Source organism: Novosphingobium sp. 9U, assembly GCF_902506425.1.
GTDB lineage: Bacteria > Pseudomonadota > Alphaproteobacteria > Sphingomonadales > Sphingomonadaceae > Novosphingobium.
In genome coordinates, this window is sequence record NZ_LR732469.1 from 2,608,120 (window position 1) to 2,631,539 (window position 23,420).

The following is a 23,420-nucleotide window of genomic DNA, read 5'->3' on the forward strand; positions in this document are numbered from 1 at the left end:
TGCGCTCTAACCGCTGTAGTTAGCGTCCACCAATCTCGTTGGCCGAAGGCTGACCGGATGGCGCAGGCTCACCTTTCCAGACCAGCACCGGCTTGCGCGCAGCCAGAGTCTCGTCGAGCCGCCGCCGCGGTGCATAGTGCGGCGCCGAGTGCAGGCTCTCGTCGCCAGCCTTGGCTCGCTTGGCCAGGCTGCGAAGCGAGGCGATGAAGCGGTCGAGCCCCGCCTTGCTCTCGGTTTCGGTCGGCTCGACCAGCATGGCGCCGTGCACCACCAGCGGGAAGTAGACCGTCATCGGGTGGAATCCCTCGTCGATCAGCCCCTTGGCGACGTCCAGCGTTGAGAACCCTTCCGCGAAGCCATGATCGCTGAACAGCGCTTCGTGCATGCACGGGCCACTGTCGCCGTAGGGCGCGTGCAGCACGTCCTCCAGGCTGCGCAGGACGTAGTTGGCGTTCAGCACCGCATCCTCCGCCACCTGGCGCAGGCCATCGGCGCCATGGCTGAGGATGTAGGTCAGCGCGCGGGTGAACATGCCCATCTGGCCATGGAACGCCACCATGCGCCCGAAGCTATGGGGACGGTCCTCGCCCGCGGTTTCCTCCTCGACGAGGTGGATCTGCCCCTCTCCGTCACGCGTGACGAACGGCAGCGGCGCGTAAGGCGCCAGCGCTTCGGACAGCACCACCGGACCTGCGCCCGGCCCGCCACCACCGTGAGGGGTGGAAAACGTCTTGTGCAGGTTGATGTGCATGGCATCCACGCCCAGGTCGCCCGGGCGCACTTTGCCGACCACGGCGTTGAAGTTCGCGCCGTCGCAGTAGACGTAACCGCCGGCGGCGTGGACCGCATCGGCGATCGCCTTCATGTCCGGCTCGAACAGGCCGCAGGTGTTGGGGTTGGTGATCATCACCCCCGCGACGTTCGGCCCCAGCTTGGCTTTCAGCGCATCGAGGTCCACGCGGCCGGCCGCCGTCGCGGGGATGCTCTCGACCTTGAAGCCGGCGAACGCGGCCGTGGCAGGATTGGTACCGTGCGCGGATTCGGGCACCAGCACGACGTCCCGCGTTTCGCCGCGCGCATCGATGGCGGCGCGGATGCAGAGCAGACCGCAAAGCTCGCCATGCGCGCCCGCCTTGGGCGACATCGCGACGGCCGACATGCCGGTCAGTGTCACCAGCCAGTCTGCTAGCTGCGCGATCACCTCCAGCGCGCCGGGCACGCTCGCCTGCGGCTGGAGCGGATGCACGTCCGCAAAGCCTGGCAGCCGCGCGACCTTCTCGTTCAGGCGCGGGTTGTGCTTCATCGTGCACGACCCGAGCGGGAACGGCCCGAGGTCGATCGCATAATTCTGGCGCGACAGGCGCGTATAATGACGCACCGTTTCAGGCTCGGTCAGCCCGGGGAGATCGGGAGCCGCCTGGCGCAGCGGCAAACCCGCGAGCGGCTGGCGGTCAGGCTCGTCCATGTCGACGCCGCACTTGCCATGGCCGCCCAGTTCGAAGCTGAGACTTTCCTCTAGCAACAGCGCGTAATCGCCGCTGATCGTTGCAGGTTTATCGCTGGTGTCGGCTCCGCCCATGGTCGGGCGCCATCCGGCGGTGTTCGTCGCGGTCATGCCAGCACTCCTGCAAGCTCGGTGGCGAAGGTCTCGATATCCTCGTCGGTCACGGTCTCGGTCGCGGTGACGAGCAGGCCCTTCGCCAGCTCCGCCGCGCCAGGGTAGAGCCGGCCCAGCGACACGCCGCCCAGCACGCCACGTTCGGCCAGCACGCGCACGGCGTCTCTCGCGTCGCTCGGCAGCAGCAAGGTCACCTCGTTGAAGTATGCCGTGTTGAGCACCGACACGCCGGGCACTTGCGTCAGCCGTTCGACCAGCGCCTGGGTGCGCGCATGATTGATCCGCGCGAGCTTGGCCAAGCCCTCGCCGCCCAGCAAAGTCATGTGGATGCTGAATGCCAGCGCACAAAGTCCTGAGTTTGTGCAGATATTGCTCGTCGCCTTCTCTCGCCGGATGTGCTGCTCGCGCGTCGAGAGCGTCAGCACGAAGCCGCGCTTGCCCTCGGCATCGACCGTCTGCCCGCACAAGCGCCCTGGCATCTGCCGCACGAACTTCTCACGGCATCCGAACAGGCCCAGGTAAGGTCCGCCGAACTGCAGGCCGACGCCCAGCGACTGCCCCTCGCCCACGACGATGTCCGCGCCGAGATTGCCCGGCGCCTCGATCAGACCGAGGGCGACCGGCTCCGTCACCACCGCGATCAGCAGTGCGCCTTGCGCACGCGCGGCCTCGGCGATCCTGGCGAGATCAGGGATGCGACCTAGGATGTCGGGGTACTGCACGACCACGCACGAGGTCTGCGCATCGATGCCGGCAATCAGGTCGGCATTGTCCGGCTCGGCGTCGAGTCGGGGCAGACGCGCATCGATCTCGTCGCGGGTGAACTTGGCCATGGTGCGCACCACTTGCGCGTAGTGCGGGTGGAGCCCGCCAGAGAGCACCGCCTTGCTCCTCCGGGTGATCCGCCCCGCCATCAGGATCGCCTCCCAGCACGCGGTCGAGCCGTCGTACATCGAGGCATTGGCGATGTCCGTACCGAACAGCCGCGCGACCTGAGTCTGGAACTCGAACAGCACCTGCAGCGTGCCCTGCGCAATCTCGGGCTGATAGGGCGTGTAGGCGGTCAGGAACTCGCCGCGCTGGATCAGGTGGTCGACCGAGGCGGGGATGTGATGGCGATAAGCGCCCGCACCCAGGAAGAATGGTGCGTTGCCGGCGGTGAGATTCTGCGCCGCTAGCCGGCTCAAGTGCCGCTCGACTGCCAGTTCGCTGGCATGGGCAGGCAGGCCCTCGACCGGTCCGGAGAGCCGAGCCTCGGGCGGTACATCGGTGAACAAGTCGTCCACCGAGGCAGCGCCGATCGTCGCCAGCATGGCGCTGCGGTCTTCGGCGGTGAGAGGTAGGTAGCGCATGTGAAGTTCCTGGCTTGTCCTCCCCGGCACGGGGAGGGGGACCATGCGGAGCATGGTGGTGGGGACTCTCGGTTGGCTCTACGGCGGTTGGCTTGACGGGCGGCTGTCGCTGCGGGTGGTGGCGAGTCCCCTCCACCACCCTTCGGGCGGTCCCCCTCCCCGTTCCGGGGAGGGCAGGCTCACAATCCCTCGACGAAGTCCTTGTAAGCCGCTTCATCCATCAGCGCATCGAGCTCGGCCGGATCGCTGAGCGTCAGGCGGAACAGCCATCCACCCTTCTCGGCGTCGGAATTGACCAGCTCGGGCTCGTCGGCCAGGGCCGGGTTGGCCTCGGTTATCGTACCCGACACGGGGCTGTAGACGTCCGAGGCCGCCTTGACCGAGTCGACTACAGAGACGGAATCCCCTTTGCCGACGTTCGCGCCCTCTGCCGGAAGCTCGACAAAGGTGATGTCGCCCAACTGGCCTTGCGCATAGTCCGTGATGCCGACCGTACCGACTTCGCCATCGACGTCGATCCACTCGTGTTCCTGGGTGAAGTAACGGGTCATGATGAATTCCTCAGCGATGATAACGGTGGGGGACGAACGGCATCGGCACGACGCTGGCGGCGAGGCGCTTTCCGCGCACTTCGACCTCCAGCAGAGCGCCTTCGGCGGCGCACGGTCGCTCGACGTAGGCCATGGCGATGGGGCGCTGCAGCGTGGGTGAGAAACCACCCGAAGTCACGACGCCAACCTGCTGGCCAGCCGACCAGACACTGGCGCCTTCGCGCGCGGCTTGCCGGCCTTCAAGCGCAAGTCCGACGCGCACGCTCTGCGTTCCACTGGCAAGCAGCTCCAGCACGCGGCCGGCACCAGCGAAGCCGCCCTCCTCGCGGCGGCGCTTGGACAATGCGAACTGCAGGCCGGCGCTGACCGGGTCGGTTTCGGTCGTCAGGTCGTGGCCGTAAAGCGGCAAGCCCGCCTCCAGTCGCAGCGAGTCCCGCGCGCCGAGGCCGATCGGCTTCACCTCCGGCTGTTCGCACAACGCGTTGGCCAGAGCCTCGATATGCTCGCCGTGAACGGAAATCTCGAACCCGTCTTCGCCGGTATAGCCCGAGCGGCTGACGGCCAGGCGTCGTCCCTGCCAATCGTAGATGCCCGCCTGCATGAACTTGAGAGCCGACACTGGCACCACATCGTCGTGCAGCGGCACGAGGCCCAGCCGCCCCAACGCGTCGATCGCCTTCGGCCCTTGCAGCGCCAGCAGGCCCTGTTCATCGAGGTGCGTGAGGGTGATCGCATCGGGCAGGTGCTCGCGCAAATGCGCCATGTCGTCCCACTTGGTCGCGCCGTTGACCACGATCGAGTAGTCATGCCCGGTGTTGAGCACGATCAGGTCGTCGAGAATGCCGCCGTTCTCGTCCAGCAGCAGCGAGTAGCGCATGCGGCCAGGTTTCAGTGCCGAAATGTCGCCCGGCAGCAGTGCCTCCAGCGCTTCGGCCGCACCGTCGCCGGACACTCCGAGCTGCCCCATGTGGCTGACATCGAACAGGCCCGCGTTCTCGCGCGTCCAAAGATGTTCGGCGATGATGCCTTCGTACTGCACCGGCATCCAATAGCCGGCGAAGGCGACCATGCGCCCCCCGCGCTCGCGATGCCATAGATCGAGCGGCAGCAGCTGCGTCTCGATGACGGCATCTTCGTCGTCGTAGGAATCCGGTTCGCTCAAGACACGACTCTCCGCACAGCTTCGGCACACCAAACAGGTGCCCCCTCTGTCACGGAAGCCTGAGAGCTTTCCCCCGGTTCCCGGCCAACGCGGCCAAGTGCAGGGTTACACCTTCGGCGGCCCCACCGACGCGACGGGGCACTTTCCAGAGTCTCGCTATCGACGCTGCGCGGTCCTTTTGCCTGAGAGATTCCGGGGCGGTTGCTCCTTCGGCGCCGGTGCGATCCGCAAGCGAATCGCGCCGAACTCTCCCGCGCTGTCAGCGATCCGGAGGACGTTGAGAGAACCGCGCCTCTGAGTCAACGTGCGCCCGGGTGCATGGGTACGTTCATCCCCGGCGCTCGGGCAACGCGACTTTTCGTTGCCCCACTACTCGTTGCCGATCCTTCGCCGCCCTATATCAGCACGCCAGCGCTGCCGAGGCGACACCCTCCGGCCCTGAGTTTCCGCCACTTTCCAGATAATCTACCATGCGGTATAGAAACCGCGTTGACAGCGACTCGCATTGCTTCTATACCACTCAGTATAGAAAGAACGTAGCGCCGCTGCTGACGGTCTCATGACCTTCCGCCTCGGTGTCACCGACTTCCGGCGCTTCCCCCCAGCGCCGGCGGACGCCTCGGTGCGTGCCTGTGTCCCCCCATTCGCCGGGGCACGCACCGAGGCCTTTTACAGGGAGCATGAGACATGGCCTTCATCGAGTTCGCAGACGCCGCGCCGGCAGCCCTTCCCATCGCCCACTCGGCCTTGTTTGCTGTCCCGCGTGGCGCAGCTCGCGCGGTCGAGGCGGCTCCGGCGGTCTTGGCGGAACCCTTGTCCACGCTAGAGCGCCGCGTCGTGGTGCTTGCGCGCACAGACGGGATCGAGACGCTGCGCCCGCACCGCAAGCGCTCATGGCTGGCCAAGCTGGTATTAGGCCCCGCAGCGCCCTCGCCGGTGCTGGCCAACGAGCGGCTGGAGGCCCTGCGCCGCCTGGCGGTGCAAGCCTGGCACCATGGCTACACACTGCCTGCCTCTGCCCTGCGCGAGGCCAAGCTGGCCGGCTTCGATGAGACGCAGATCAGCGCGGTGGTCGACATGATCGGTCGCTCGCGCCCGCCGGTACGCCGCCTGGCGGCCTGAGGGCGGCACTAGCGGCCCGGCTGCAGGAAAAGGGGCTCGCGCCCCCTTCCCGTTCTAAGCTTCGAACAAGTCCCGATATTGCCGCGGCTGAGAGCGCAAGTATTGCGGCGGCGCCTTCACGCTCGCGCCCAGATGCGCCGCGGCGTGCCAGGGCCAACGTGGATCGTAGAGCACGCCGCGCGCAAGACCGATCAGGTCCGCATCACCAGTACCCACGATTGCCTCCGCCTGCTCGAAGTCGGTGATCAGACCGACGGCGACCACCGGCAAGCCCGTAGCCGCCTTGACCGCACGAGCCAGCGGCACCTGATAGTTCGGGCCGACGGGGATCTTCTGGCGCGGATCGAGCCCGCCGCTCGACACGTGCGCAGCAGCGCAGCCCCGCTTCTCCAATTCCTGCATCAGCGCGATCGTGTCCTCGATCGTCCAGCCGCCCTCGACCCAGTCGGTGCCGGATACGCGCACGGTGACCGGACGATCCGCCGGGAATGCCGCGCGTACCGCATCGAACACCTCCAGCGTGAAGCGCATCCGGTTCTCCAGGCTTCCGCCGTACTGGTCGGTGCGCTGGTTCGACAGCGGCGAGAGGAACTGATGCATGAGGTAGCCATGCGCCGCATGCAGCTGCACGGCCGCGATGCCCAGCCGCGCGGCGCGGCGGGCCGCTTGGGCGAACGCCTCGACCAGTCCGGCGATCTCGTCCGTGCTGAGTTCTGTCGGCGCATTCTCCTGCGCCTCGAATGGTAAAGCCGACGGCGCGCGCGTCTGCCAGCCGTTCGCATGATCGGGCGCGATCTGCTTGCCACCCAGCCACGGCAGGTCGGTCGAGGCCTTGCGCCCGGCATGTCCGAGCTGGATGGCGATTGGCATGTCCGAATAGCGACGGACGCTCTCCAGCACCTTGGCCATGGCCGCCTCGCTGGCATCGTCCCACAAACCGACGTCGGCGTAGGAGATGCGACCTTCGGGCACGACCGCTGTCGCCTCGATCGTCAGCAGCGCCGCTCCCGAGAGCGCCAGCTGGCCCAGATGGATCGTGTGCCAGTCGGTCATGCAACCGTCGACCGCCGAGTACTGGCACATCGGCGCGATGACGATGCGGTTGGCGAGCGCAAGGCCGCCCACGGTGATCGGCTCAAACAACTTGGGTGAGGACACTGGGTGCTCCTTGTGCGACTTGGGAGATTGCGGCGCGACGGCCCGGCTCCGTCATCTGGGTGGCGCCGAGGTGTGGGACAAGGTGAGCCGTGTTGCCGAGTGCGCACATGGTGGTGCGTGGGACGCGGGCAGATGTGGTCGGAGTGTGGCAAACCTGGCGGTTTCAGTTGCGCAGGCAGCCGCCATGCTCCGACCAACTCAGCATGGGCTGTGTGGGAGCAAGGGCGCAGCGGTTTACCCCAACACCGCCCAGGCTGAGCTTCTCGAAGCCTGACCAAGCCCTTTCGGCCTACAACTGCGCAAGAGCGTGCTTCAACGCGGCGTCGAAAGCATCGGGATCGTCGAAGCGAACGGCGATACGCCGCGTGGCGCGCCTGTCCGACAAGGGCTCGCGAAGCTCGATCATGCGATTGGGATGCGCGATCGGCACCAGATTGCGCGTGCCCGGCGCCTTGAGCGCTTCAGCACTAACCTCGCCGCGAACACCGCCAATCATGGCGAGCGGCACATCCACATGCAGCAGCGTGCCCATGTGCAGCCGCAACCGATCGGCACTCAGCTCGTGCGGCAGGCGTCTCCAGCTGGTCACCCAGCGCACCAGCCACAGCATGGATAGCAGTGTCAGGCCGCTCATCACCCGGGCCGCGCGGTGCGACCAGAGCGAGAGCAGCAAGTGGGCGCCGACCAGCTCGCAAGCCGCCAGCGCCACGATCGCCCAGAGCATCGGCACGACCCCGCGATAGTTCGCGAATGTCGTGACCGGATGCTCGGGCATCAGCGCGGCATCAGGCCGCGGCGGTCGCTTCGATCTTCTGCGTCGAGCCCTTGTAGATCTCGTCGATCGCGTCGCCGAGCGACTTGTCGAACTCGGCGTCAGTCATCTGGAAGCGCAGGTCCTGTAGCAGCGCGCGGCTGAAGCTGGCGATGATGCCCTTGTTCTTCGACAGCTCGACGCAAGCCTCGGGACGCTCGTAACCGCCGGAGAGCGCTACGACGCGCAGCACCTTGGGATGGTCGACCAGCGGGTCGAACGTGCCGGGCTTCACCGGCAGGGAGAGCTTGAGCATGACCTGAACGCCGTCCGGCAGGGTGTCGAGGTTCTTCAGGATCTCGGCCAACAGGATTGCGTCGCACTCGGCGCGGGTGTCAGACTTGATGTTGATCTCGGGCTCCAGCATCGGCATCATGCCGTGGCTGAGTACCTGGTTGCCGATCTCGAACTGCTGCTTGACGATCTCGGCGATGCCTTCCTGGCTCGCCGAGTTGATCACGGAGCGCTCCTTGGTGCCATAGACGCCCAGCGCCTTGGACCGCTCCAGCAGGGCGTCGAGCTCGGGCATCGGCTTCATCAGCTGCACGCCGTCCGCCTCGTCCTCCAGGCCCTTGTCGATCTTGATGAAGGGCACGACGCCCTTGGCGATCAGCGCCTGCGGGGTCGGCACGCCGCCGACCTGCCCGTCCATGGTGCGCTCGAATAGGATCGCGCCGATGACCTTCTCGCCGGTGAAGGCGGGCGAGGAAATGATGCGGCTGCGCATGTCGTGGATCAGGCCGTACATGCCCGCCTCGTCGCTCCATGCACCCTCTTCGATGCCGTAGCCCTTCAAGGCCTTGGGCGTGGAACCGCCGCTCTGATCAAGTGCAGCGATGAAGCCTTTGCCTGCGGCCATCTTGGCCGTCATGTCGGAGGTCTGCATGGTGTTCCCCTGTTGGTTCGCGAACGGATGTCTTGGTCTATATGTCGCCTCAGTATTTCGCAACTGCGGCATCCTTGTAGTTCGTTGTTCAGGCGCCGAGCGGACGCGGGCCGCGGGCCTCCCGTCGCAGCATAGCGGACAGGCGCCGCCGCAGCGGCAGGTCGTACCAGCGCACCGCGGCCCAGGCGGCCGTCACCATGATCGTCAGGAACAGCGCTGCAGCCGGGATCGGCGCGATCCCCAGATAGCGGACGGCCGCCCGCATCGGCTCGATGAAGGACCAGTGCACGGCATAAAGCGCGTACGATACCTCGCCCACGAACGCCGCGGCGGGCGCTGCGAAACGGACCGGTTCGGTCCTGCTACCGAGGTAGACCAGGATGGGCGAGAAGAAGAGAATGATGGCTAGGTCGTAAGCGGCAATCCATTCCTTCGGCACCGGCAGAGCCAGCAGCACACCGATGCCTGCGATGCACATCACTCCCAACCATCCCGAAGCGCGCGGCGTCTCGACATCGGGCGCGCCGCGCCATTCGGGCAGCATCGCAATGATCACACCCAGCGTGAACGAGAATGCCGTGCGCATGAAGGCAATGCCGTGCTCGCCCCAGAGCGCGCCGATGTTGCCCGAACCGTTTCTGAGGATGATTGGTGCCATGCCGACGGCGGAAACGATGCAGATCGCCACCAGCGCGACGCGCGGCAGACGGAAGATCAGCACGATAAGTCCGAGGTTCGCGACGATCTCGAAGAACAAGGACCAGGATGGCACGTTGAGCGGGTAGTACGGCAGACCTGCGGGTGACGGCAGCATCAAGCCGTTGAACAGCATCGTCGTCGCGAGCCTTGATGGAGCCGTGGCATGCGGATCGGCCACCCAGATCTGCTGCAACGCGACGGCAAGCCCGAGCATGAGGCCGAGCAGGAACAAGGGATAGAGCCGCGCCAGCCGCTGCACCATGAAGGTGCCGATGCCCAGTCCCTGGCGAAAGCGCGGCAGGTAGCTGCGGTAAAGCACGAAGCCCGACAGCACGAAGAAGAAGTCCACCGCGACGTAGCCGTGCGGCATGAGGTAGATATCGAAGTGGAACAGCGCGACCGCAATCGCCGCCAGCCCGCGCATGCCGTCAAGCGTCACATAGCGCGCCGCAGGGCGACCATTCGCTCCGGCGCGAGCTTCGGGTAGGGCCTTGATCATCCTCGGGGCGTCTCTAGCCTCTTTGTGGATGGCGAGCCAGCCGGATGCGCACTATCTCCGCTCCGTCATCCCGGACTTGATCCGGGATCCCGCTCCCCTTTTCCAACCTCGGTCAAGAACAGCGGGGCCCCGGGTCAAGCCCGGGGCGACGAAGAATGGGGTCGCAGGCAAGCACGCGCCAAGGCACGACCACCGTGGCTCGCCAGGATCAAGCCTCCAGCGCCGCGACGCCTGGCAGCTCCTTGCCTTCCATCCATTCGAGGAAAGCACCGCCTGCCGTTGAAATGTACGAGAAATCCTGCGCTACGCTCGCGTGGTTGAGCGCCGCGACGGTGTCACCGCCACCCGCGACCGAGGTCAGCGAGCCTTCGCGTGTCAGCGCCGCTGCGGTCTTCGCGAGAGCGACCGTGGCGGCATCGAACGGCGCCATCTCGAACGCGCCGAGCGGTCCGTTCCAGACCAGCGTGCGGCAGGTCTTGAGCACGTCGCCGAGGGCCTCGGCAGCGGAGGGACCGGCGTCGAGGATCATCTCGTCGGCCGCGACCTCATGGACGTTGCAGGTGCGCAACGAGGGCGGATTGGCGGCGAATTCCTTGGAGACTACCACTTCATATGGCAGGTGCACGGTGCAGCCGGCCTTGTCGGCGGTCTCGAGGATATGGTTGGCGGTATCGGCGAGGTCATGCTCACACAGCGACTTGCCGACGTCGACACCCTTGGCGGCGAGGAAGGTGTTGGCCATGCCGCCGCCGATGATCAGGTGGTCGACCTGGGTGACAAGGTGCGTGAGCACGTCGAGCTTGGACGAGACCTTGGCGCCGCCGACGACAGCAGCCACGGGCTTCACCGGCGTGCCGAGCGCGGCGTCGAGAGCCTTGAGTTCGGCTTCCATCGACCGGCCGGCATAGGCCGGCAGCACCTTGGCAAGACCTTCGGTAGTCGCATGCGCACGGTGCGCGGCGGAGAAGGCATCGTTGACATAGAAGTCGGCATTGGCGGCAATCGCCTGAGCCAACTCGGGATCGTTCTTCTCCTCGCCTTTCCAAAAGCGCGTGTTCTCCAGGATGGCGATGTCGCCCGGGCGCAGTATACCAACCGATTGCGCGACGACCGGCCCGGCGATCTCGGGCACGAACATCACTTCCTTGCCGAACACCTTCTCGACTGCGCCGACCACCATCGAGAGCGATTGGGTGGAACTACGCTCACCCTTGGGACGTCCGAAGTGTGCGAGCAGCAGGACCTTGGCCCCCTTCTCCGAGAGCTCCAGCACGGTGGGCGCTGCCGCACGGATGCGGGTGTCATCAGTGACGGCGCCGTCTTGCATCGGCAGATTGAGGTCGACACGCACAAGCGCGACCTTGCCATTCACGTCAGGAAGATCGTCGAGGGTCTTGAAACTGCTCATCTTTCGATCCTTACTTCATCGCCCACGGCGATGTCGCCGTCCGCTATCACTTTGCCGAGAAAGCCGCCGCGCCAGTCAGCCAATAGCGCAGCCTTGAGGCCAGGCAGGATTTCTTCCATGCGGCTGCACGGATCGCACTCCTGCGTGATCAGAATGCGCAAGGTAGCCCCGATCGCGACGACATAGCCCTCCTCGCGCGGCAAGCGCAGGCCTTCGACAAGAAGATTGGCGCGCCGGGCATGCCAAGGCAGCGCTTCGTCTGGGTGGACCTGGAGTTCGTCCAGCGCCGTCGCCCAGCTTTCCGCTTCGATCAGAGATACTTGCCGGCGACCTTTGCCACCCGGCTTCACCGCCCCGCGAAAGTCGCCGTGCAGGCCTCCCGCGACGGTAACGGAGACGGCATCGACGGTTTCGATAGGACCACGCGGCCGTCCATGCCGCGCGATACCACCCAACCGTCCCGTTGCCGTCTCCATGCGTGCTTAGAGCAGCTTGCCGATCACGCCGGCGGTGTCGACCATTCGGTTCGAGAAGCCCCACTCATTGTCGTACCACGACAGCACGCGCACCAGCTTGCCTTCGAGCACAGCCGTTTCCAGGCTGTCGACGGTCGAAGAGGCCGGATCGTGGTTGAAGTCGATCGAAACCAGCGGCTCGTCGGTGAACGCCAGGACGCCCTTGAGCTCGCCCTCGGCAGCTTCCTTGAGCAGCGCGTTGACTTCCTCAACGGTGGTGTCGCGCTTGGGCTGGAAGGTCAGGTCGACGACCGAGACGTTCGGGGTGGGCACGCGGATCGACGAACCGTCGAGCTTGCCGGCGAGGTCCGGCAGCACAAGGCCGACGGCAACGGCAGCGCCGGTGCTGGTCGGGATCATGTTCATCGCCGCGGCGCGGGCGCGGCGCGGGTCGGAGTGGATCTGGTCCAGGATCTTCTGGTCGTTGGTATATGAGTGGATCGTGGTCATCAGGCCGCGCTCGATACCGATCTTCTCGTGCAGGACCTTGGCGAGCGGGGCCAGGCAGTTCGTGGTGCACGATGCGTTCGACACGACCAAGTGCTCGGCGGTCAGCTTGTCATGGTTGACGCCGTAGACGACGGTCAGATCGACGCCCTTGGCCGGAGCCGAGATCAGCACGCGCTTGGCGCCCGCTTCGATGTGCTTCGAAGCCGAGGCCTTGTCGGTGAAGAAGCCGGTGCACTCGAGAGCGATGTCGATGCCGTTGGCGGCGTGCGGCAGGTTCGCCGGGTCGCGCTCGGCCGTCACCTTGATGCGCTTGCCGTTGATGATCAGGTCTTCGCCGTCGACTTCGACGGTGCCCTCGAAGGCGCCGTGGACCGAGTCACGCTTGAACAGGAGGGCGTTCGCCTTGGCGCTCGCGAGGTCGTTGATCGAGACCAGCTCGAGGTCGTGGTCGGTACGCTCGAGAATGGCGCGAGCGACATTGCGCCCGATACGTCCGAAACCATTGATCGCAACCTTGGTCGCCATAGAGAAAGCCCTCCTTACGTGCTGAGTTTATCCAGAATCTTGGGAACGATACTGTCTGCGGTGAAGCCAAAGCGCGCGAACAGATCCTTGGCCGGGGCCGACGCGCCGAAGCGGTCGATGCCGATGTTGAGGCCGTTGACCATCGTGTAGCGCTCCCACCCCCAAGTCACGCCCGCCTCGATCGAGACGCGCAGAACCTGCGAAGGGTCGACGTCGGGCAGCAACTCGCGCTTGTAGCTCTCGTCCTGCTGTTCGAAGAGCTCGAGGCACGGTGCGGAGATCACGTCGGCGCCGATGCCCTGGCTCTCCAGACGTTCGGCGACTTGAACCGCGACCTGAACTTCCGAGCCGGTCGCGATCAGGATCACGCGGCGCTCACCCTTCGCGCTGACGAGGCGATAGGCGCCGCGCGCAGTCGGCAGTTCGCCCGCGGGATGACCGGCATGGCGCAGCTGCGGCAGGTTCTGGCGGCTGAGCGCCAGCACCGAAGGCGTGTTCGGCGCATCAAGCGCGATCTGCCAGGCTTCGGCGGTCTCGATCGCGTCCGCGGGACGGAAGACGTAAAGGTTGGGGATCAGGCGCATCGACATGATGTGCTCGACCGGCTGGTGGGTCGGGCCATCTTCGCCAAGGCCGATCGAGTCATGCGTCAGCACGTAGACAACGCGCGTCTGCTGCAGCGCCGACAAGCGGATCGCGTTGCGGCAATAGTCGGAGAAGATCAGGAAAGTGCCGCCGTAGGGGATCACGCCCCCGTGCAGCGCCATGCCGTTCATCGCCGCGGCCATGCCGAACTCGCGGATGCCGTAATAGACATAGCGGCCGGCGTAGTCGTCGCCAGTGAGCGGCGCCTGGTTCTTGGCCTTGGTGTTGTTCGAGCCGGTGAGATCGGCGGAGCCGCCGATCAGCTCGGGGATCGCGGGCACCAGCACGTTGAGCACGTTCTCGCTGGCCTTGCGGGTGGCTACGTTCGCGTCGCCCTCCAGCCACGACTGCAGCGTGGCGCGCACTTCGGCGACGTCGGGCAGTTCGCCCGCCATGCGGCGCTGGAACTCGGCCGCTTGCGGGTCGGCAGCAACGCGCGATTCCCACTCTTCGCGTGCCGCGGCGCCCTTCGCACCGACTTTGCGCCAGTCCGCCAGAATGTCTTCGGGTATCACGAAAGGCTCGGCCGTCCAGCCCAGCCCTAGGCGCGTCGCAGCGATCTCGTCGGCGCCGAGCGGAGCGCCGTGGACGTCATGCCCGCCCTGCTTGTTGGGCGCGCCCTTGCCGATCACCGTGCGGCACGCGACCAGCGACGGCTTGTCGGACAGCTCCGCCTCGGCCAGCGCACGCTCGATGTCGGCGAAGTCATGGCCGTCGCACGAGAACACGTCCCAGCCAGACGCCTTGTAGCGCGCCGGGATGTCCTCGGTCGTCGACAGCGAAGTGTCGCCGTCGATGGTGATGCGGTTGTCGTCCCACAGGACCTTGAGGCGGCCGAGCTTGAGCGTCCCGGCGAGGCCGATGGCCTCGTGGTTGATGCCTTCCATCAGGCAGCCGTCGCCCGCGATCACCCAGGTGTTGTGATCGACGAGGTCGTCGCCGAAGGTCGCGTTGAGGTGCCGCTCTGCCGCCGCCATGCCGACCGCCATGGCGAGGCCCTGCCCCAAGGGACCCGTGGTGCACTCGATACCCGGGATCAGGAAGTTCTCAGGGTGACCGGCGCAGACCGAGCCCATCTGCCGGAAGTTGCGGATGTCCTCGATCGTCGGGCTATCGTAGCCGGTGAGGTACAGCAGCGAGTAGATCAGCATCGACCCGTGGCCGGCCGACAGCACGAAGCGGTCGCGGTCGGCCCAATCAGGTCGGGAAGGATCGAAGCGCAGGAACTCGCTGAACAGCACCGTCGCCACGTCGGCCATGCCCATCGGCATGCCGGGATGGCCCGAGTTCGCCGCCTGCACCGCATCCATCGACAGCGCACGGATGGCATTCGCCATCGGCGCGAAGCGGGTGGGGTCGGTGCTCATGCTGGTACTCCGCGCGCAAAACGCCCCTGTTCGGACGATTCGATTTCGCGACCCCCTTCGCGGCTCGGGGCGAATCCGTCAAGTTCAGGTCCCTCGAATATGCTGCACTGCGACATCGGCAACGGACACATTCATTCACAGCTTTTTCGGCCAAGCGCTTGTGCCGGCGTGATTGCACGCTAGCCACCAGGACATGGATGGGGGAACACTCATCGGCCGGCTGGACCGGATCGAAGCCGCGCTGGACAGGATCGAGGCAGAAACTGCCCGGGTCGCGTCCGAGCGCCTGGATTACCAACCTGCGCCCGAGTTCGCGGACATCGCACCGCAGCAGGATGGCGGCCTCCGGGATCGACACGCTGCCTTGCAAGCCAGCGTGCGCACGGCGTTGGCCCGGCTCGATGCCCTGATCGAGGATGCACAAGGATGAGCAACGTCCAGCTGACGATCGGCGGGCGTGGCTTCACCGTGTCCTGTCCCGAAGGCGAGCAAGGCCATGTCGCCATGCTGGGCCGGATGATCGACACGATGGTGGCAGAGGGCAACCTGCGCACGCAGACCGAGCCCCGCATGCTGCTGTACGCCGCGATGATGCTCGCCGACGCTCTCCACGAGGCGCAACAAGCCCTGGCGACGATCCCCGCCGCACCTGAGCCGATCCCGGCCGAACCCGATCCAGAAACCGAGCAGCGGGTGGAGCGCATCGCGGTTCGTCTCGAAGCACTCGCGCGGCATCTTGAGGATCGGGCGCCGAACGCCTAGATAGGTGCGTGACGGGATCTGCCCGGCACGTGCCGTTCGAACATCCCTGAGGCTATAAGCAATCCAATGGGGGCTGTCCCTGGTCGGATCCTGGTCCGGCACACACGGTTCCCACCTGACGTCGAGGCGTCAGAGGATTTCTAGGAAACGACCCACGGTGGACCCGTCACCCCCGACCCAGAGCTCGCCAGACAAGGCCCAGTTGCGCAAGCAGTTTCGCGCGCTCCGCCGAGAGCACGTAGCCTCGCTGCCGCAGAGCATGCGTGCGCTGCTGTTCCTGCGCCCGCCGGTGCCGGTCGTACGGGCCATACCCGAGCAAGCAGTGGTCGGCCTCTACTATCCGCACGCAAACGAAGCGCCAACGCTCTCCTACGCGCGGTGGCTGCACGAGAACGGGCGTCAGGTCGCCCTCCCCCGCTTCGCCGATCGCAACACGCCCATGGTGTTTCACCGCTGGGACGATCCGCTCGATGAGAGCACGCTGGAAAGCGGACCGTTCGGGGTGCCGCAGCCGGATGCGGACAGCGTGAAGGTCTCGCCCGAAGTACTGTTCATGCCGCTGATCGCTTTCACGGCGGATGGGGCGCGGTTGGGCCAAGGCGGTGGACACTACGACCGCTGGCTGGCCGCCAACCCTGCGACGCTGCCGATCGGCCTCGCCTGGGACGTGCAACTGGCCGAGGCGCTGCCGCACGAGCCGCATGACAGGACCCTGGCCATGGTGGTCACTCCTACTCGCCTCTACGAAGGAACCCGCTGACATGCGCGAAGAGCCGACATGGCGGATCCCGATTGGCGTGCTGGGGCTGGTCCTGGCGCTGGGTCTGTATGCCCTTGCGATCGCGCGGTTCCTGGCGCCGTGGATGGCGAACTGGCCGGCGCTCGCGCAGGCTCCGATCTACCTGGTGCTCGGGATCGTGTGGATTCTGCCCTTGCGCCGGTTCCTGATCTGGATGGAGACGGGGCGCTGGGGCTGAACCCCACAACGAGGCAAGGGTGCTAACTGGCGCTCACCTTGCAGGCACCCATATCGGTTGACGCCTACTTAGATAGTATGCACTGTCATGTCTCAATTGCAGGGTGGCCGGGTTAACAACCTGCTGCCTGGCTCCAAGCCATTCCTGCGATAGCGAGAGAGAGGATGCATATCCGTGACCACGTCTCCCAGCAGGCTCCTCGATCTCTTATCCGATCTGGATGGCGCCGCCGCCAATCTCCAGAAGACCTGGCACCCGGAAGATCCTGCTTACATTGCCGACGTCCATCGGCAGACGATGACGAGCCTTTCGTACTCGTACTTCCACTACTTCCACGCCGATGCCGAGCATCCTGACTGGGCTCCTCTGTGGAACCCGGTCTTCACGCTGCAGCCCAACCCGGACGACATCTACGTTCAGTCGCCGATCAGTGGACAGTACAGCTACAAGGTGTCCGGCAATCGCGGCACTTGCCGCATCCTGTCGTTCACCAGCCAGATCGCGGCCTCGGGCACGCGCGACGAGATGCCGCGTCCCAATGGGCACAATGAGCTCGACACCAACGACCTGGGCATCGGCCTCGGCGAGGATTTCGAGATCCTGTTCAGCGCCGAACGGCCGGAGGGATACGCCGGGCACTGGGGCCGCATCGATCCCGCGGCGACGTATATGTACCTGCGCTATCGCAGCTATGACTGGCTGAACGAGGTCGATCCGGTGCTCTCGATCGAGTGCCTTGATCCGGTGCCACCCAAGCCGCGCCTGACGCCAGAGGAGATCGAGGCACGCATTCGCGAGATGGCGAAGTTCCCTCGCCGCAAGACCGACCTCTACTACCCGATGCAGAACGGCGTGAAAGAGCGCGTCGGCTTCAACGTGTTCGAGCCGGTCCGCTATCCGGGAGCGCTGGTGAAGCAGACCTATTGGCCCGCCTGCTTCCAGTTCGATGCCGACGAAGCGCTGATCATCGAGACCGACTTGCCCGCGCATCGGCCGTACTGGAACATCCAGCTCAACGACCCGTATTTCAACGCGCTGGAATACGTCTACCGCCTGAGCAGCATCAACGGCCACGCCGCGCAGGTCAGCTCGGACGGGAAGTTCCGCGCCGTGATCGCGCTCGACGATCCGGGCGTACCCAACTGGCTGGACCCTGCGGGCTACACCGAAGGCGGCATCTATGGCCGCTGGTACGAGTGCGATACGGAGCCCACGCCTACGATCACGCGCGTGAAGCTGAGCGAATTGCGTGACCATCTCCCGGCTGACACGCCTGTCGTCACTCCGGCAGAACGTGCCGCGGAACTGGCTCTGCGCGTGCGCGCCTGCCAGCGCCGGCGCCGGTGGTGATAGCCGCAAGAACCGCTTCCCCCGTCTTCTGACAGGACAACCTGATGACGACACCTCACCTCCCACCCGAACGCTTCGAGCATGCGCTCGACCAGGTTCACGACATCGTCTCCCGGGAAGTCGGCAGCACGGACTTCGGACCTGCGGACTACCTGCCTGGACTGAAGGCGCTGCTGCAGTCGATGGACTGCGACCCGCGCTTTCATGCACGCGGCCGGCAGCAGGCGTGGGACAGGGTCATCGGTGTGCTGCGCGGACGCGCCCAGGCCTACGCGGCGATGCGCACGCACCCCGGCTTCGACGCACGCCCGGTGGTAAGCCCGGTCGTCATCGTCGGGGTACCGCGCACGGGCACCACCGCACTGCACCGGCTTATGGCGGTCGATCCGCGGTTCCAGGGCCTGCAGACCTGGCTGCTCGATTCGCCACGGCCCCGCCCTCCCGTCGGCGAGTGGGACAGCGATCCCGACTACCGCCGCACCGTGGCCGAACTGGAAGCCATGTACGCCGCCGCACCCACACGCCGCGCCGCGCACTTTCGCGCTGCGGAGGAAGTGCACGAGTGCTGCATGCTGCTGCGCCAGTCGTTCGTCTCGAACCTGTGGAACTGCGGCTGGGCCGCGCCGACCTACGATGCCTGGCGCCAATCGACCAGTGAAGCGGCGGCTTATGCGCACTATAAGAGGTGCGTGCAGCTGATCGGTGCCAATGAGCCGAACAAGCGATGGCTGCTGAAGAACCCCGGCCATATCGAACATCTCGACCTGCTCTTCGCCGTCTATCCGGATGCCAAGGTCATCCAGACCCATCGCGATCCGGCAAAGGCGGTGCCGAGCCTCGTCTCGCTGCTGATGCAGATGTACCCGCTGCTGGAGGACGGCGATGTGGCGCAGCGCGGCCGCGTGATGCTGCGCCGGGAAGTCGCCAAGTGGTCGAATGCGGTGCATCGCTCAGACGCCGTTCGCCAAGCACATCCCGACAAGGTGCTGGATGTCATCCACGCCGAGTTCCACCACGATCCGATGGCGGTGCTCGAGCGCATCTACGATTTTATCGGCTACGACATTCCGGCTGAGACCCGCGCCGGCTTCGTGCAGCGGATCGAGGAGAAGCCGGAGCTGCAACACGGGGTGCACCGCTATCGCATCGAGGACTTCGGCATGACTGCCGATGAGGCACGCGAGCCTTTCGGCGACTACGTGGCGCGCTACGATCTGATCGAAAAGGCGCGGGAGCACGCGGCGTGAAGGCAGCGATCTACGCCGGCCGCGGCGGCGCGATCACCATCGAGGACATTGCCGAGCCCAGCCCCGGGCCAGGTGAGGTCCTGATCAAGGTCCATCGCTGCGGGATCTGCGGCACCGACCTGTCGATGACCAAGGGCGAGATGTGGGACTATGGCCCGGGGCAATTCGGGCACGAGTACGCAGGCGAGATCGTCGCGCTCGGCAGCGGTGTCGAGCGGCTGAAATTGGGCGGCAAGATCGCGGTGCTCCCCTCCGGCTCCTGCGGCCATTGTGCAGACTGCGCCGGCGGTAATCCGGTGCTGTGCAACGAAGCCCCGGGCGTGACGCAAGGCTTCTCCGAGTTCGCGCGGGTACCCGAGGCGGTGGCGGTCTCGCTGCCCGATACGCTGTCGATGACTGACGGTGCCCTGATCGAACCGCTCGCCGTCAGCCTCTATGGCGTGCGCCAGTCGCAGATGACGCCTGGCGATCGCGTGCTGGTGCTGGGCGGCGGCACGGTGGCGCTTTACGCGATCTACTGGGCGCGGCGGCTCGCCGCTGGTCGGATCGTCGCCGCCTCCCGCTCCGATCGCCGGCGCGACTTGTGCCTGGCGATGGGCGCGGATGCCTTCGTGCCGTTCGGCGACAACGAGATCGGCGAAGTTGCCGAAGCGCTCGGCGGACCGCCAGACGTCGTCTACGAGTGTGTCGGCGTACCCGGAATGGTCGGCAAGGCGCTGATGCATGCCCGCAAGTACGGCAAGGTGGTCTCGCTCGGCTTCTGCACGCAGCCGGACCCGATCATGCCCTCGCTGGCCTCATACAAATGCGCCACGGTGCAGTTCCTGGTGGGCTACACGATGAAGGACTTCCTGTTCATCGCCGACCGGTTCGATGCCGGGCACATCGACCCCCGGACGATCGTCACGAACGAGATCCCGTTGGCGTCACTGCCCGACATGTTCGCGACGCTGCGAGGATCCAACAACGAGACCAAGGTGCACGTGCTCACCTAGGAACCGGTGGTCTGCGGCCACCGCAGGCGCCGTCGTTGCTGAAGGAAAAATTCCCCAAGTGGCGCGAGTGACGGGACTTGAACCCGCGACCTCCGGCGTGACAGGCCGGCGCTCTAACCAACTGAGCTACACCCGCGTACTAGACGCTTTAAGGCGTGCACCCCTTGGGGAGCCGCGCCTCTATGGCAGGGCGCCGAGGGTGTCAACACTGCTTTCTGCACTCGCGTGACATTTACCGCATGGGTTCTGAACGGAGCCGAATTCGAGCATTCCGTTAACCATATCTTCGGGGTGATCGGGCATCACTGTTGGGGGCCGAGGGGTCGGCCGGCACAGGGGTACAAGGGTGGCGTACAGAACGAAGTGCGCGCGTGCGCGATGGGTCCTCGCTCCGGTGGCTGTGCTGGCCACCGCCGGCACGGCCCTGGCCCATTCAGACGTGGCGATGCAGAGCGTGGTCTTCGTGGAGCGCATCAATCCCGATCAATCACGCAGACTGGAACCCGCCGATCGACTGAACCGCGGTGACCGCGTCATCACCGTGGTGAACTGGCAGCGGCAGACCGGGAACGGCAGCTTCGTGATCACCAACCCCCTTCCCGCCGCCCTGGCGTATCAAGGGAGCGCCTGGGACGATCAGGACGTCTCGGTGGACGGCGGACGCAGCTGGGGGCGTTTGAGCAAGCTGCACGTCGGCGGCCGCTCGGCGGTGCCGGAGGACGTGACGCATGTGCGCTGGCGCATACCGGCGCGAAACCGCGCACGTGGGCAGATCGCCTATAGCGGGATCGTGCGGTGAGGTGTTGCGGGGTGTAACAGGCACCGTTGTGGTCTTGCTTCGACAGGTTCAGCCCAACCGAAAAAGGGGCCAGCAGCTCAAGCCACCAGCCCCTTCCAACCAATCGCAACTAGAATTTACTTCGACAGTTCGACCTGCTCGAAGTCCAGCTCCACCGGCGTCGCGCGGCCGAAGATGGAAACCGAGACCTTCACGCGGTTCTTGTCGAAGTCCAGCTCCTCGACCACGCCGTTGAAGGTGGCGAACGGGCCGTCAAGCACCTTCACCGAGTCGCCGATCTCGTAATCGATGTTGATGGTCTTGCGCGGAGCGGCAGCAGCGGCTTCGGCAGCACCGAAGTAGCGCGATGCCTCCGTCTCGCTGATCGGCTGCGGCTTGCCGCCGGCGCCCAGGAAGCCGGTGACCTTGGGCGTGTTCTTTACCAGGTGGTAGACATCGTCGCTCAGCTGCAGCTTGGCGAGGACGTAGCCCGGCATGGTCTTGCGCTCGGTCTGGACCTTCTTGCCGCGCTTGACCTCGGTGACGACCTCGGAGGGCACCTGCACGTCCTCGACGTAGTGGGTCAGGCCCATCCGCTCGGCCTCGGTGAGGATCGCCTCCTTCACCTTGCTCTCGAAGCCGGAATAAGCGTGAATGATGTACCAGCGGGCCATGTAATCTCTCTTGCGCGAAACGTGACGGATCAGATCAGCGACAGCAGCCAGCGCACGAAGGTGCCGAACAGCGTGTCGATGCCCAGGAAGAACACGGCGAGGAACACCGTCATCAGCCCGACGAAGATCCCCGTCGTCACCGTCTCCTGGCGCGAAGGCCAGTAGATCTTGGAAGCTTCGGAGCGCACCTGGCGAATGAACTCGTTGGGGCTGGTCTTGGCCATTCTCGTCGTCTCTTCCTGCCGCCGAATGAGCGGAAAAATGCTTTTCTTCCGCCTAGGGTTCATCGCCGCCCCGGCCGAGGCCGGGAGAGCTGAGGAACTTTCTTCTGTCGGAAGAGGAACGCGATCTAGCTAGACTCGGCCGGCTTTGCAAGCCGCGCCAGGAACGAGTTGGGCGTGCGGAACAGGATGCGCGCGCCATCAGGCAGCGCGACCGGGTGCACATTGCCAATGTACCACAGGTAATCCGCCTGCTTCGCTGGCTTGAACTTGCGCAAATCGATCTTCTGCCATGGCGCATAGAGGATGCGCTGGCTGGGATCGGCGAAGCGCTTGTAGCCCGGCTCCGCCATGCTCATCAGGTGCACGCCGGGCAGAGCGAAGTTGGAGTTCTCCATCGCGCTTCTGCGGACGACGGCATAGCTGCCGAGGTGTTCGAAGCTGCCGAAGTCCCACTGGCGGCGCGGTATGGCCACGGCGGTCGCGACCTTGGCGCCCTCCGGCACATAGTCCATCGCCTGCAGCATGCGTTGCGAGGCACGGCCATCGTCGTACCAGTGCATCGTGGTGATGCCGAGCCGCACCGTGAACAAGGCAGCGACCAGGACCAGCGCCCAACGTGGCGCCGGCCAGTTGATGGCCAAGCACGCGACCAGCAACGCCGCGGTGCTGAGGCGATAGTCCGCATAGTCACCGCCGTAGATGTGGCGCGGCACGGCGAGCGTCAGGACGAAGAGGATCACCGCCGCCCAGCCGAACCGGCCATCGATGCGGCGGGTCGCTGCCGCTATCGCCAGCAGCGCGACGACGACCGTGATGGTGGCCAGATCGAACCATTCCACATGGCTGCGCAGCGCTCGGTAGAGGATGCCCCACTTGTATTCGAGCACCTGGCGGCCGTAGCTCATCTTAGAGTTGCCGCCGCTTCCCAGTAGCATCGGGAACAGCGGAAAGATCAGCGGCCAGGGCGCGACGATCGCTTTCCAGCCTTCGCGCCAGTTCCTGCGGCTCCATTCGTAGCCAAACACCAACACGCCCAACACGCCCCACCCCGACATGTGGCAAAGCCAGACGACGAAGGCGATCGGCACCATGGCGGCAGGACGCCAGCGCCAGTTCTCCCAACGGACCCAGGCCGCAAAGGCGAACAGCGCAAGAGCAAGGCTGAGCGTGTAGTTGAGAAAGCCCATCAGCAGCGCGGGCGACCAGATGGTGATGAACGCCAGGATCGCGCCCAGCCCGATGCGCCCCCGCAACGCCCAGGCGGCCGCCAGCACCGACAGCCCGGTCAGCAGCGGGATGATGAAGGCGATGAACTTGCCGGCCGCTTCCAGCCCCATCAGCGAGGCGAGCGGAACCATCAGCAGTTCGGAACCGAGATTGCCGGTCCACTCCCAATGGAACGTATAGTATCGTGTCAGGAACGGATCTTCACCGTGATCCAGCATGACCTTGTAGCCGGCCAGATGCGAGGGGTAGTCCGTCATCTGCGGCGCCCAGGCCGCCAGCACCGGCAAGGTCGCGGCAAACGCAAGCACGACACCCAGCCACAGGCCCAGGTCGCGCCGCCAACCCGGCGGCTGCATGTCGCCGGCCCCCGTCATGTCGCCGAAGTCGGGTCGGGTCGAACCGTGCATGTGCGCCTGGC

Annotated in this window: 24 protein-coding genes, 1 tRNA gene and 2 riboswitches; of the genes, 9 read left to right on the forward strand and 16 right to left on the reverse strand. The window is 65.7% G+C overall.

Annotation, left to right across the window (positions count from 1 at the left end):
* Positions 1-19 precede the first annotated feature (19 nt).
* The 4 genes from gcvPB to gcvT form a co-directional block, all read right to left on the reverse strand.
* Complete coding sequence (gene gcvPB / locus GV044_RS12120; RefSeq protein ID WP_159869995.1) at positions 20-1,615, reverse strand: aminomethyl-transferring glycine dehydrogenase subunit GcvPB; 1,596 nt, start codon at positions 1,613-1,615, stop codon at positions 20-22.
* Complete coding sequence (gene gcvPA / locus GV044_RS12125; RefSeq protein WP_159869998.1) at positions 1,612-2,970, reverse strand: aminomethyl-transferring glycine dehydrogenase subunit GcvPA; 1,359 nt, start codon at positions 2,968-2,970, stop codon at positions 1,612-1,614. The genes gcvPB and gcvPA overlap by 4 nt, the downstream gene beginning before the upstream one ends.
* Positions 2,971-3,149: 179 nt before the next feature.
* On the reverse strand, positions 3,150-3,521 hold the full coding sequence (gene gcvH / locus GV044_RS12130; RefSeq protein WP_159870001.1) for a glycine cleavage system protein GcvH: 372 nt from the start codon (positions 3,519-3,521) through the stop codon (positions 3,150-3,152).
* A gap of 10 nt (positions 3,522-3,531) precedes the next feature.
* Positions 3,532-4,683, reverse strand: coding sequence for a glycine cleavage system aminomethyltransferase GcvT (gene gcvT / locus GV044_RS12135; RefSeq protein ID WP_159870004.1), 1,152 nt, complete (start codon positions 4,681-4,683; stop codon positions 3,532-3,534).
* Positions 4,684-4,719: 36 nt separating this feature from the next.
* A riboswitch (glycine riboswitch) is annotated at positions 4,720-4,842 on the reverse strand.
* Position 4,843: 1 nt separating this feature from the next.
* A riboswitch (glycine riboswitch) is annotated at positions 4,844-4,947 on the reverse strand.
* A gap of 423 nt (positions 4,948-5,370) precedes the next feature.
* Here gcvT and GV044_RS12140 point away from each other — a divergent pair.
* The gene (locus GV044_RS12140) at positions 5,371-5,805 is read left to right on the forward strand and encodes a hypothetical protein (protein ID WP_159870007.1); all 435 of its coding nucleotides are present in this window, start codon (positions 5,371-5,373) and stop codon (positions 5,803-5,805) included.
* Between the two features lie 54 nt (positions 5,806-5,859).
* Here GV044_RS12140 and GV044_RS12145 read toward each other — a convergent pair whose 3' ends face one another.
* From GV044_RS12145 to tkt, 8 genes are all read right to left on the reverse strand, one after another.
* Complete coding sequence (locus tag GV044_RS12145; protein WP_159870010.1) at positions 5,860-6,963, reverse strand: NADH:flavin oxidoreductase/NADH oxidase; 1,104 nt, start codon at positions 6,961-6,963, stop codon at positions 5,860-5,862.
* A gap of 289 nt (positions 6,964-7,252) precedes the next feature.
* Complete coding sequence (locus GV044_RS12150; RefSeq protein ID WP_159870013.1) at positions 7,253-7,738, reverse strand: hypothetical protein; 486 nt, start codon at positions 7,736-7,738, stop codon at positions 7,253-7,255.
* 10 nt (positions 7,739-7,748) lie between these two features.
* Positions 7,749-8,660, reverse strand: coding sequence for a fructose bisphosphate aldolase (locus GV044_RS12155; protein ID WP_159870016.1), 912 nt, complete (start codon positions 8,658-8,660; stop codon positions 7,749-7,751).
* A gap of 88 nt (positions 8,661-8,748) precedes the next feature.
* Complete coding sequence (locus tag GV044_RS12160; protein ID WP_159870019.1) at positions 8,749-9,858, reverse strand: acyltransferase; 1,110 nt, start codon at positions 9,856-9,858, stop codon at positions 8,749-8,751.
* Positions 9,859-10,066: 208 nt separating this feature from the next.
* Entirely contained in the window at positions 10,067-11,266 is a 1,200-nt protein-coding gene (gene pgk / locus GV044_RS12165; protein WP_159870022.1) for a phosphoglycerate kinase, read from the reverse strand.
* Positions 11,263-11,616, reverse strand: coding sequence for an MOSC domain-containing protein (locus GV044_RS12170; RefSeq protein ID WP_371741601.1), 354 nt, complete (start codon positions 11,614-11,616; stop codon positions 11,263-11,265). The genes pgk and GV044_RS12170 overlap by 4 nt, the downstream gene beginning before the upstream one ends.
* Positions 11,617-11,748: 132 nt before the next feature.
* Positions 11,749-12,756, reverse strand: a complete 1,008-nt coding sequence (gap, locus tag GV044_RS12175; RefSeq protein WP_159870028.1) for a type I glyceraldehyde-3-phosphate dehydrogenase — start codon at positions 12,754-12,756, stop codon at positions 11,749-11,751.
* A gap of 14 nt (positions 12,757-12,770) precedes the next feature.
* Entirely contained in the window at positions 12,771-14,768 is a 1,998-nt protein-coding gene (tkt, locus tag GV044_RS12180) for a transketolase (RefSeq protein ID WP_159870031.1), read from the reverse strand.
* Between the two features lie 193 nt (positions 14,769-14,961).
* On the opposite strand from tkt, the gene GV044_RS12185 reads away from it, so the two are divergent.
* The 7 genes from GV044_RS12185 to GV044_RS12215 all read left to right on the forward strand — a co-directional run bounded on the left by GV044_RS12185 (position 14,962) and on the right by GV044_RS12215 (position 20,099).
* A complete protein-coding gene (locus GV044_RS12185; RefSeq protein WP_159870034.1) occupies positions 14,962-15,198 on the forward strand; it encodes a hypothetical protein in 237 nt (78 codons plus the stop codon).
* Positions 15,195-15,530 carry a cell division protein ZapA gene (locus GV044_RS12190; protein ID WP_159870037.1) on the forward strand — a complete coding sequence of 112 codons (336 nt, stop codon included), beginning with the start codon at positions 15,195-15,197 and terminating at the stop codon, positions 15,528-15,530. Before GV044_RS12185 ends, GV044_RS12190 begins: the two co-directional genes overlap by 4 nt.
* Before the next feature lie 157 nt (positions 15,531-15,687).
* Positions 15,688-16,290, forward strand: a complete 603-nt coding sequence (locus GV044_RS12195) for a 5-formyltetrahydrofolate cyclo-ligase (RefSeq protein ID WP_236554898.1) — start codon at positions 15,688-15,690, stop codon at positions 16,288-16,290.
* A 1-nt stretch (position 16,291) separates the two neighbouring features.
* Positions 16,292-16,507: a DUF2842 domain-containing protein gene (locus tag GV044_RS12200; RefSeq protein ID WP_159870040.1), complete on the forward strand. Its 216-nt coding sequence runs from the start codon at positions 16,292-16,294 to the stop codon at positions 16,505-16,507.
* 174 nt (positions 16,508-16,681) lie between these two features.
* Entirely contained in the window at positions 16,682-17,857 is a 1,176-nt protein-coding gene (locus GV044_RS12205) for a hypothetical protein (RefSeq protein WP_159870043.1), read from the forward strand.
* A gap of 44 nt (positions 17,858-17,901) precedes the next feature.
* Positions 17,902-19,104 carry a sulfotransferase gene (locus tag GV044_RS12210; protein ID WP_201299058.1) on the forward strand — a complete coding sequence of 401 codons (1,203 nt, stop codon included), beginning with the start codon at positions 17,902-17,904 and terminating at the stop codon, positions 19,102-19,104.
* Entirely contained in the window at positions 19,101-20,099 is a 999-nt protein-coding gene (locus GV044_RS12215; RefSeq protein WP_159870046.1) for an alcohol dehydrogenase catalytic domain-containing protein, read from the forward strand. The genes GV044_RS12210 and GV044_RS12215 overlap by 4 nt, the downstream gene beginning before the upstream one ends.
* 59 nt (positions 20,100-20,158) lie before the next feature.
* Here the strand turns inward: GV044_RS12215 and GV044_RS12220 are convergent.
* Positions 20,159-20,235, reverse strand: a tRNA-Asp gene (locus GV044_RS12220).
* A 258-nt stretch (positions 20,236-20,493) separates the two neighbouring features.
* Here GV044_RS12220 and GV044_RS12225 point away from each other — a divergent pair.
* Entirely contained in the window at positions 20,494-20,898 is a 405-nt protein-coding gene (locus tag GV044_RS12225; protein WP_201299059.1) for a hypothetical protein, read from the forward strand.
* A 116-nt stretch (positions 20,899-21,014) separates the two neighbouring features.
* On the opposite strand, the gene nusG is transcribed toward GV044_RS12225, so the two are convergent.
* The 3 genes from nusG to GV044_RS12240 all read right to left on the reverse strand — a co-directional run bounded on the left by nusG (position 21,015) and on the right by GV044_RS12240 (position 23,409).
* Complete coding sequence (gene nusG, locus GV044_RS12230) at positions 21,015-21,551, reverse strand: transcription termination/antitermination protein NusG (protein WP_159870052.1); 537 nt, start codon at positions 21,549-21,551, stop codon at positions 21,015-21,017.
* Positions 21,552-21,580: 29 nt separating this feature from the next.
* Complete coding sequence (gene secE / locus GV044_RS12235; protein WP_159870055.1) at positions 21,581-21,775, reverse strand: preprotein translocase subunit SecE; 195 nt, start codon at positions 21,773-21,775, stop codon at positions 21,581-21,583.
* Positions 21,776-21,900: 125 nt separating this feature from the next.
* Entirely contained in the window at positions 21,901-23,409 is a 1,509-nt protein-coding gene (locus GV044_RS12240) for a hypothetical protein (protein ID WP_159870058.1), read from the reverse strand.
* Positions 23,410-23,420 lie beyond the last annotated feature (11 nt).

What these genes read in the sequence shown, in the direction of transcription:
- GV044_RS12240 (WP_159870058.1), bottom strand. Translation starts at nt 23,409, where the DNA reads ATGCACGGTTCGACCCGACCCGACTTCGGCGACATGACGGGGGCCGGC.
- nusG (WP_159870052.1), bottom strand. Translation starts at nt 21,551, where the DNA reads ATGGCCCGCTGGTACATCATTCACGCTTATTCCGGCTTCGAGAGCAAG.
- GV044_RS12140 (WP_159870007.1), top strand. Translation starts at nt 5,371, where the DNA reads ATGGCCTTCATCGAGTTCGCAGACGCCGCGCCGGCAGCCCTTCCCATC.
- gap (WP_159870028.1), bottom strand. Translation starts at nt 12,756, where the DNA reads ATGGCGACCAAGGTTGCGATCAATGGTTTCGGACGTATCGGGCGCAAT.
- GV044_RS12155 (WP_159870016.1), bottom strand. Translation starts at nt 8,660, where the DNA reads ATGCAGACCTCCGACATGACGGCCAAGATGGCCGCAGGCAAAGGCTTC.
- gcvPA (WP_159869998.1), bottom strand. Translation starts at nt 2,970, where the DNA reads ATGCGCTACCTACCTCTCACCGCCGAAGACCGCAGCGCCATGCTGGCG.
- GV044_RS12200 (WP_159870040.1), top strand. Translation starts at nt 16,292, where the DNA reads ATGCGCGAAGAGCCGACATGGCGGATCCCGATTGGCGTGCTGGGGCTG.
- gcvH (WP_159870001.1), bottom strand. Translation starts at nt 3,521, where the DNA reads ATGACCCGTTACTTCACCCAGGAACACGAGTGGATCGACGTCGATGGC.
- secE (WP_159870055.1), bottom strand. Translation starts at nt 21,775, where the DNA reads ATGGCCAAGACCAGCCCCAACGAGTTCATTCGCCAGGTGCGCTCCGAA.
- pgk (WP_159870022.1), bottom strand. Translation starts at nt 11,266, where the DNA reads ATGAGCAGTTTCAAGACCCTCGACGATCTTCCTGACGTGAATGGCAAG.
- GV044_RS12210 (WP_201299058.1), top strand. Translation starts at nt 17,902, where the DNA reads ATGACGACACCTCACCTCCCACCCGAACGCTTCGAGCATGCGCTCGAC.
- gcvPB (WP_159869995.1), bottom strand. Translation starts at nt 1,615, where the DNA reads ATGACCGCGACGAACACCGCCGGATGGCGCCCGACCATGGGCGGAGCC.
- GV044_RS12185 (WP_159870034.1), top strand. Translation starts at nt 14,962, where the DNA reads ATGGATGGGGGAACACTCATCGGCCGGCTGGACCGGATCGAAGCCGCG.
- GV044_RS12150 (WP_159870013.1), bottom strand. Translation starts at nt 7,738, where the DNA reads ATGCCCGAGCATCCGGTCACGACATTCGCGAACTATCGCGGGGTCGTG.
- GV044_RS12190 (WP_159870037.1), top strand. Translation starts at nt 15,195, where the DNA reads ATGAGCAACGTCCAGCTGACGATCGGCGGGCGTGGCTTCACCGTGTCC.
- tkt (WP_159870031.1), bottom strand. Translation starts at nt 14,768, where the DNA reads ATGAGCACCGACCCCACCCGCTTCGCGCCGATGGCGAATGCCATCCGT.
- GV044_RS12160 (WP_159870019.1), bottom strand. Translation starts at nt 9,858, where the DNA reads ATGATCAAGGCCCTACCCGAAGCTCGCGCCGGAGCGAATGGTCGCCCT.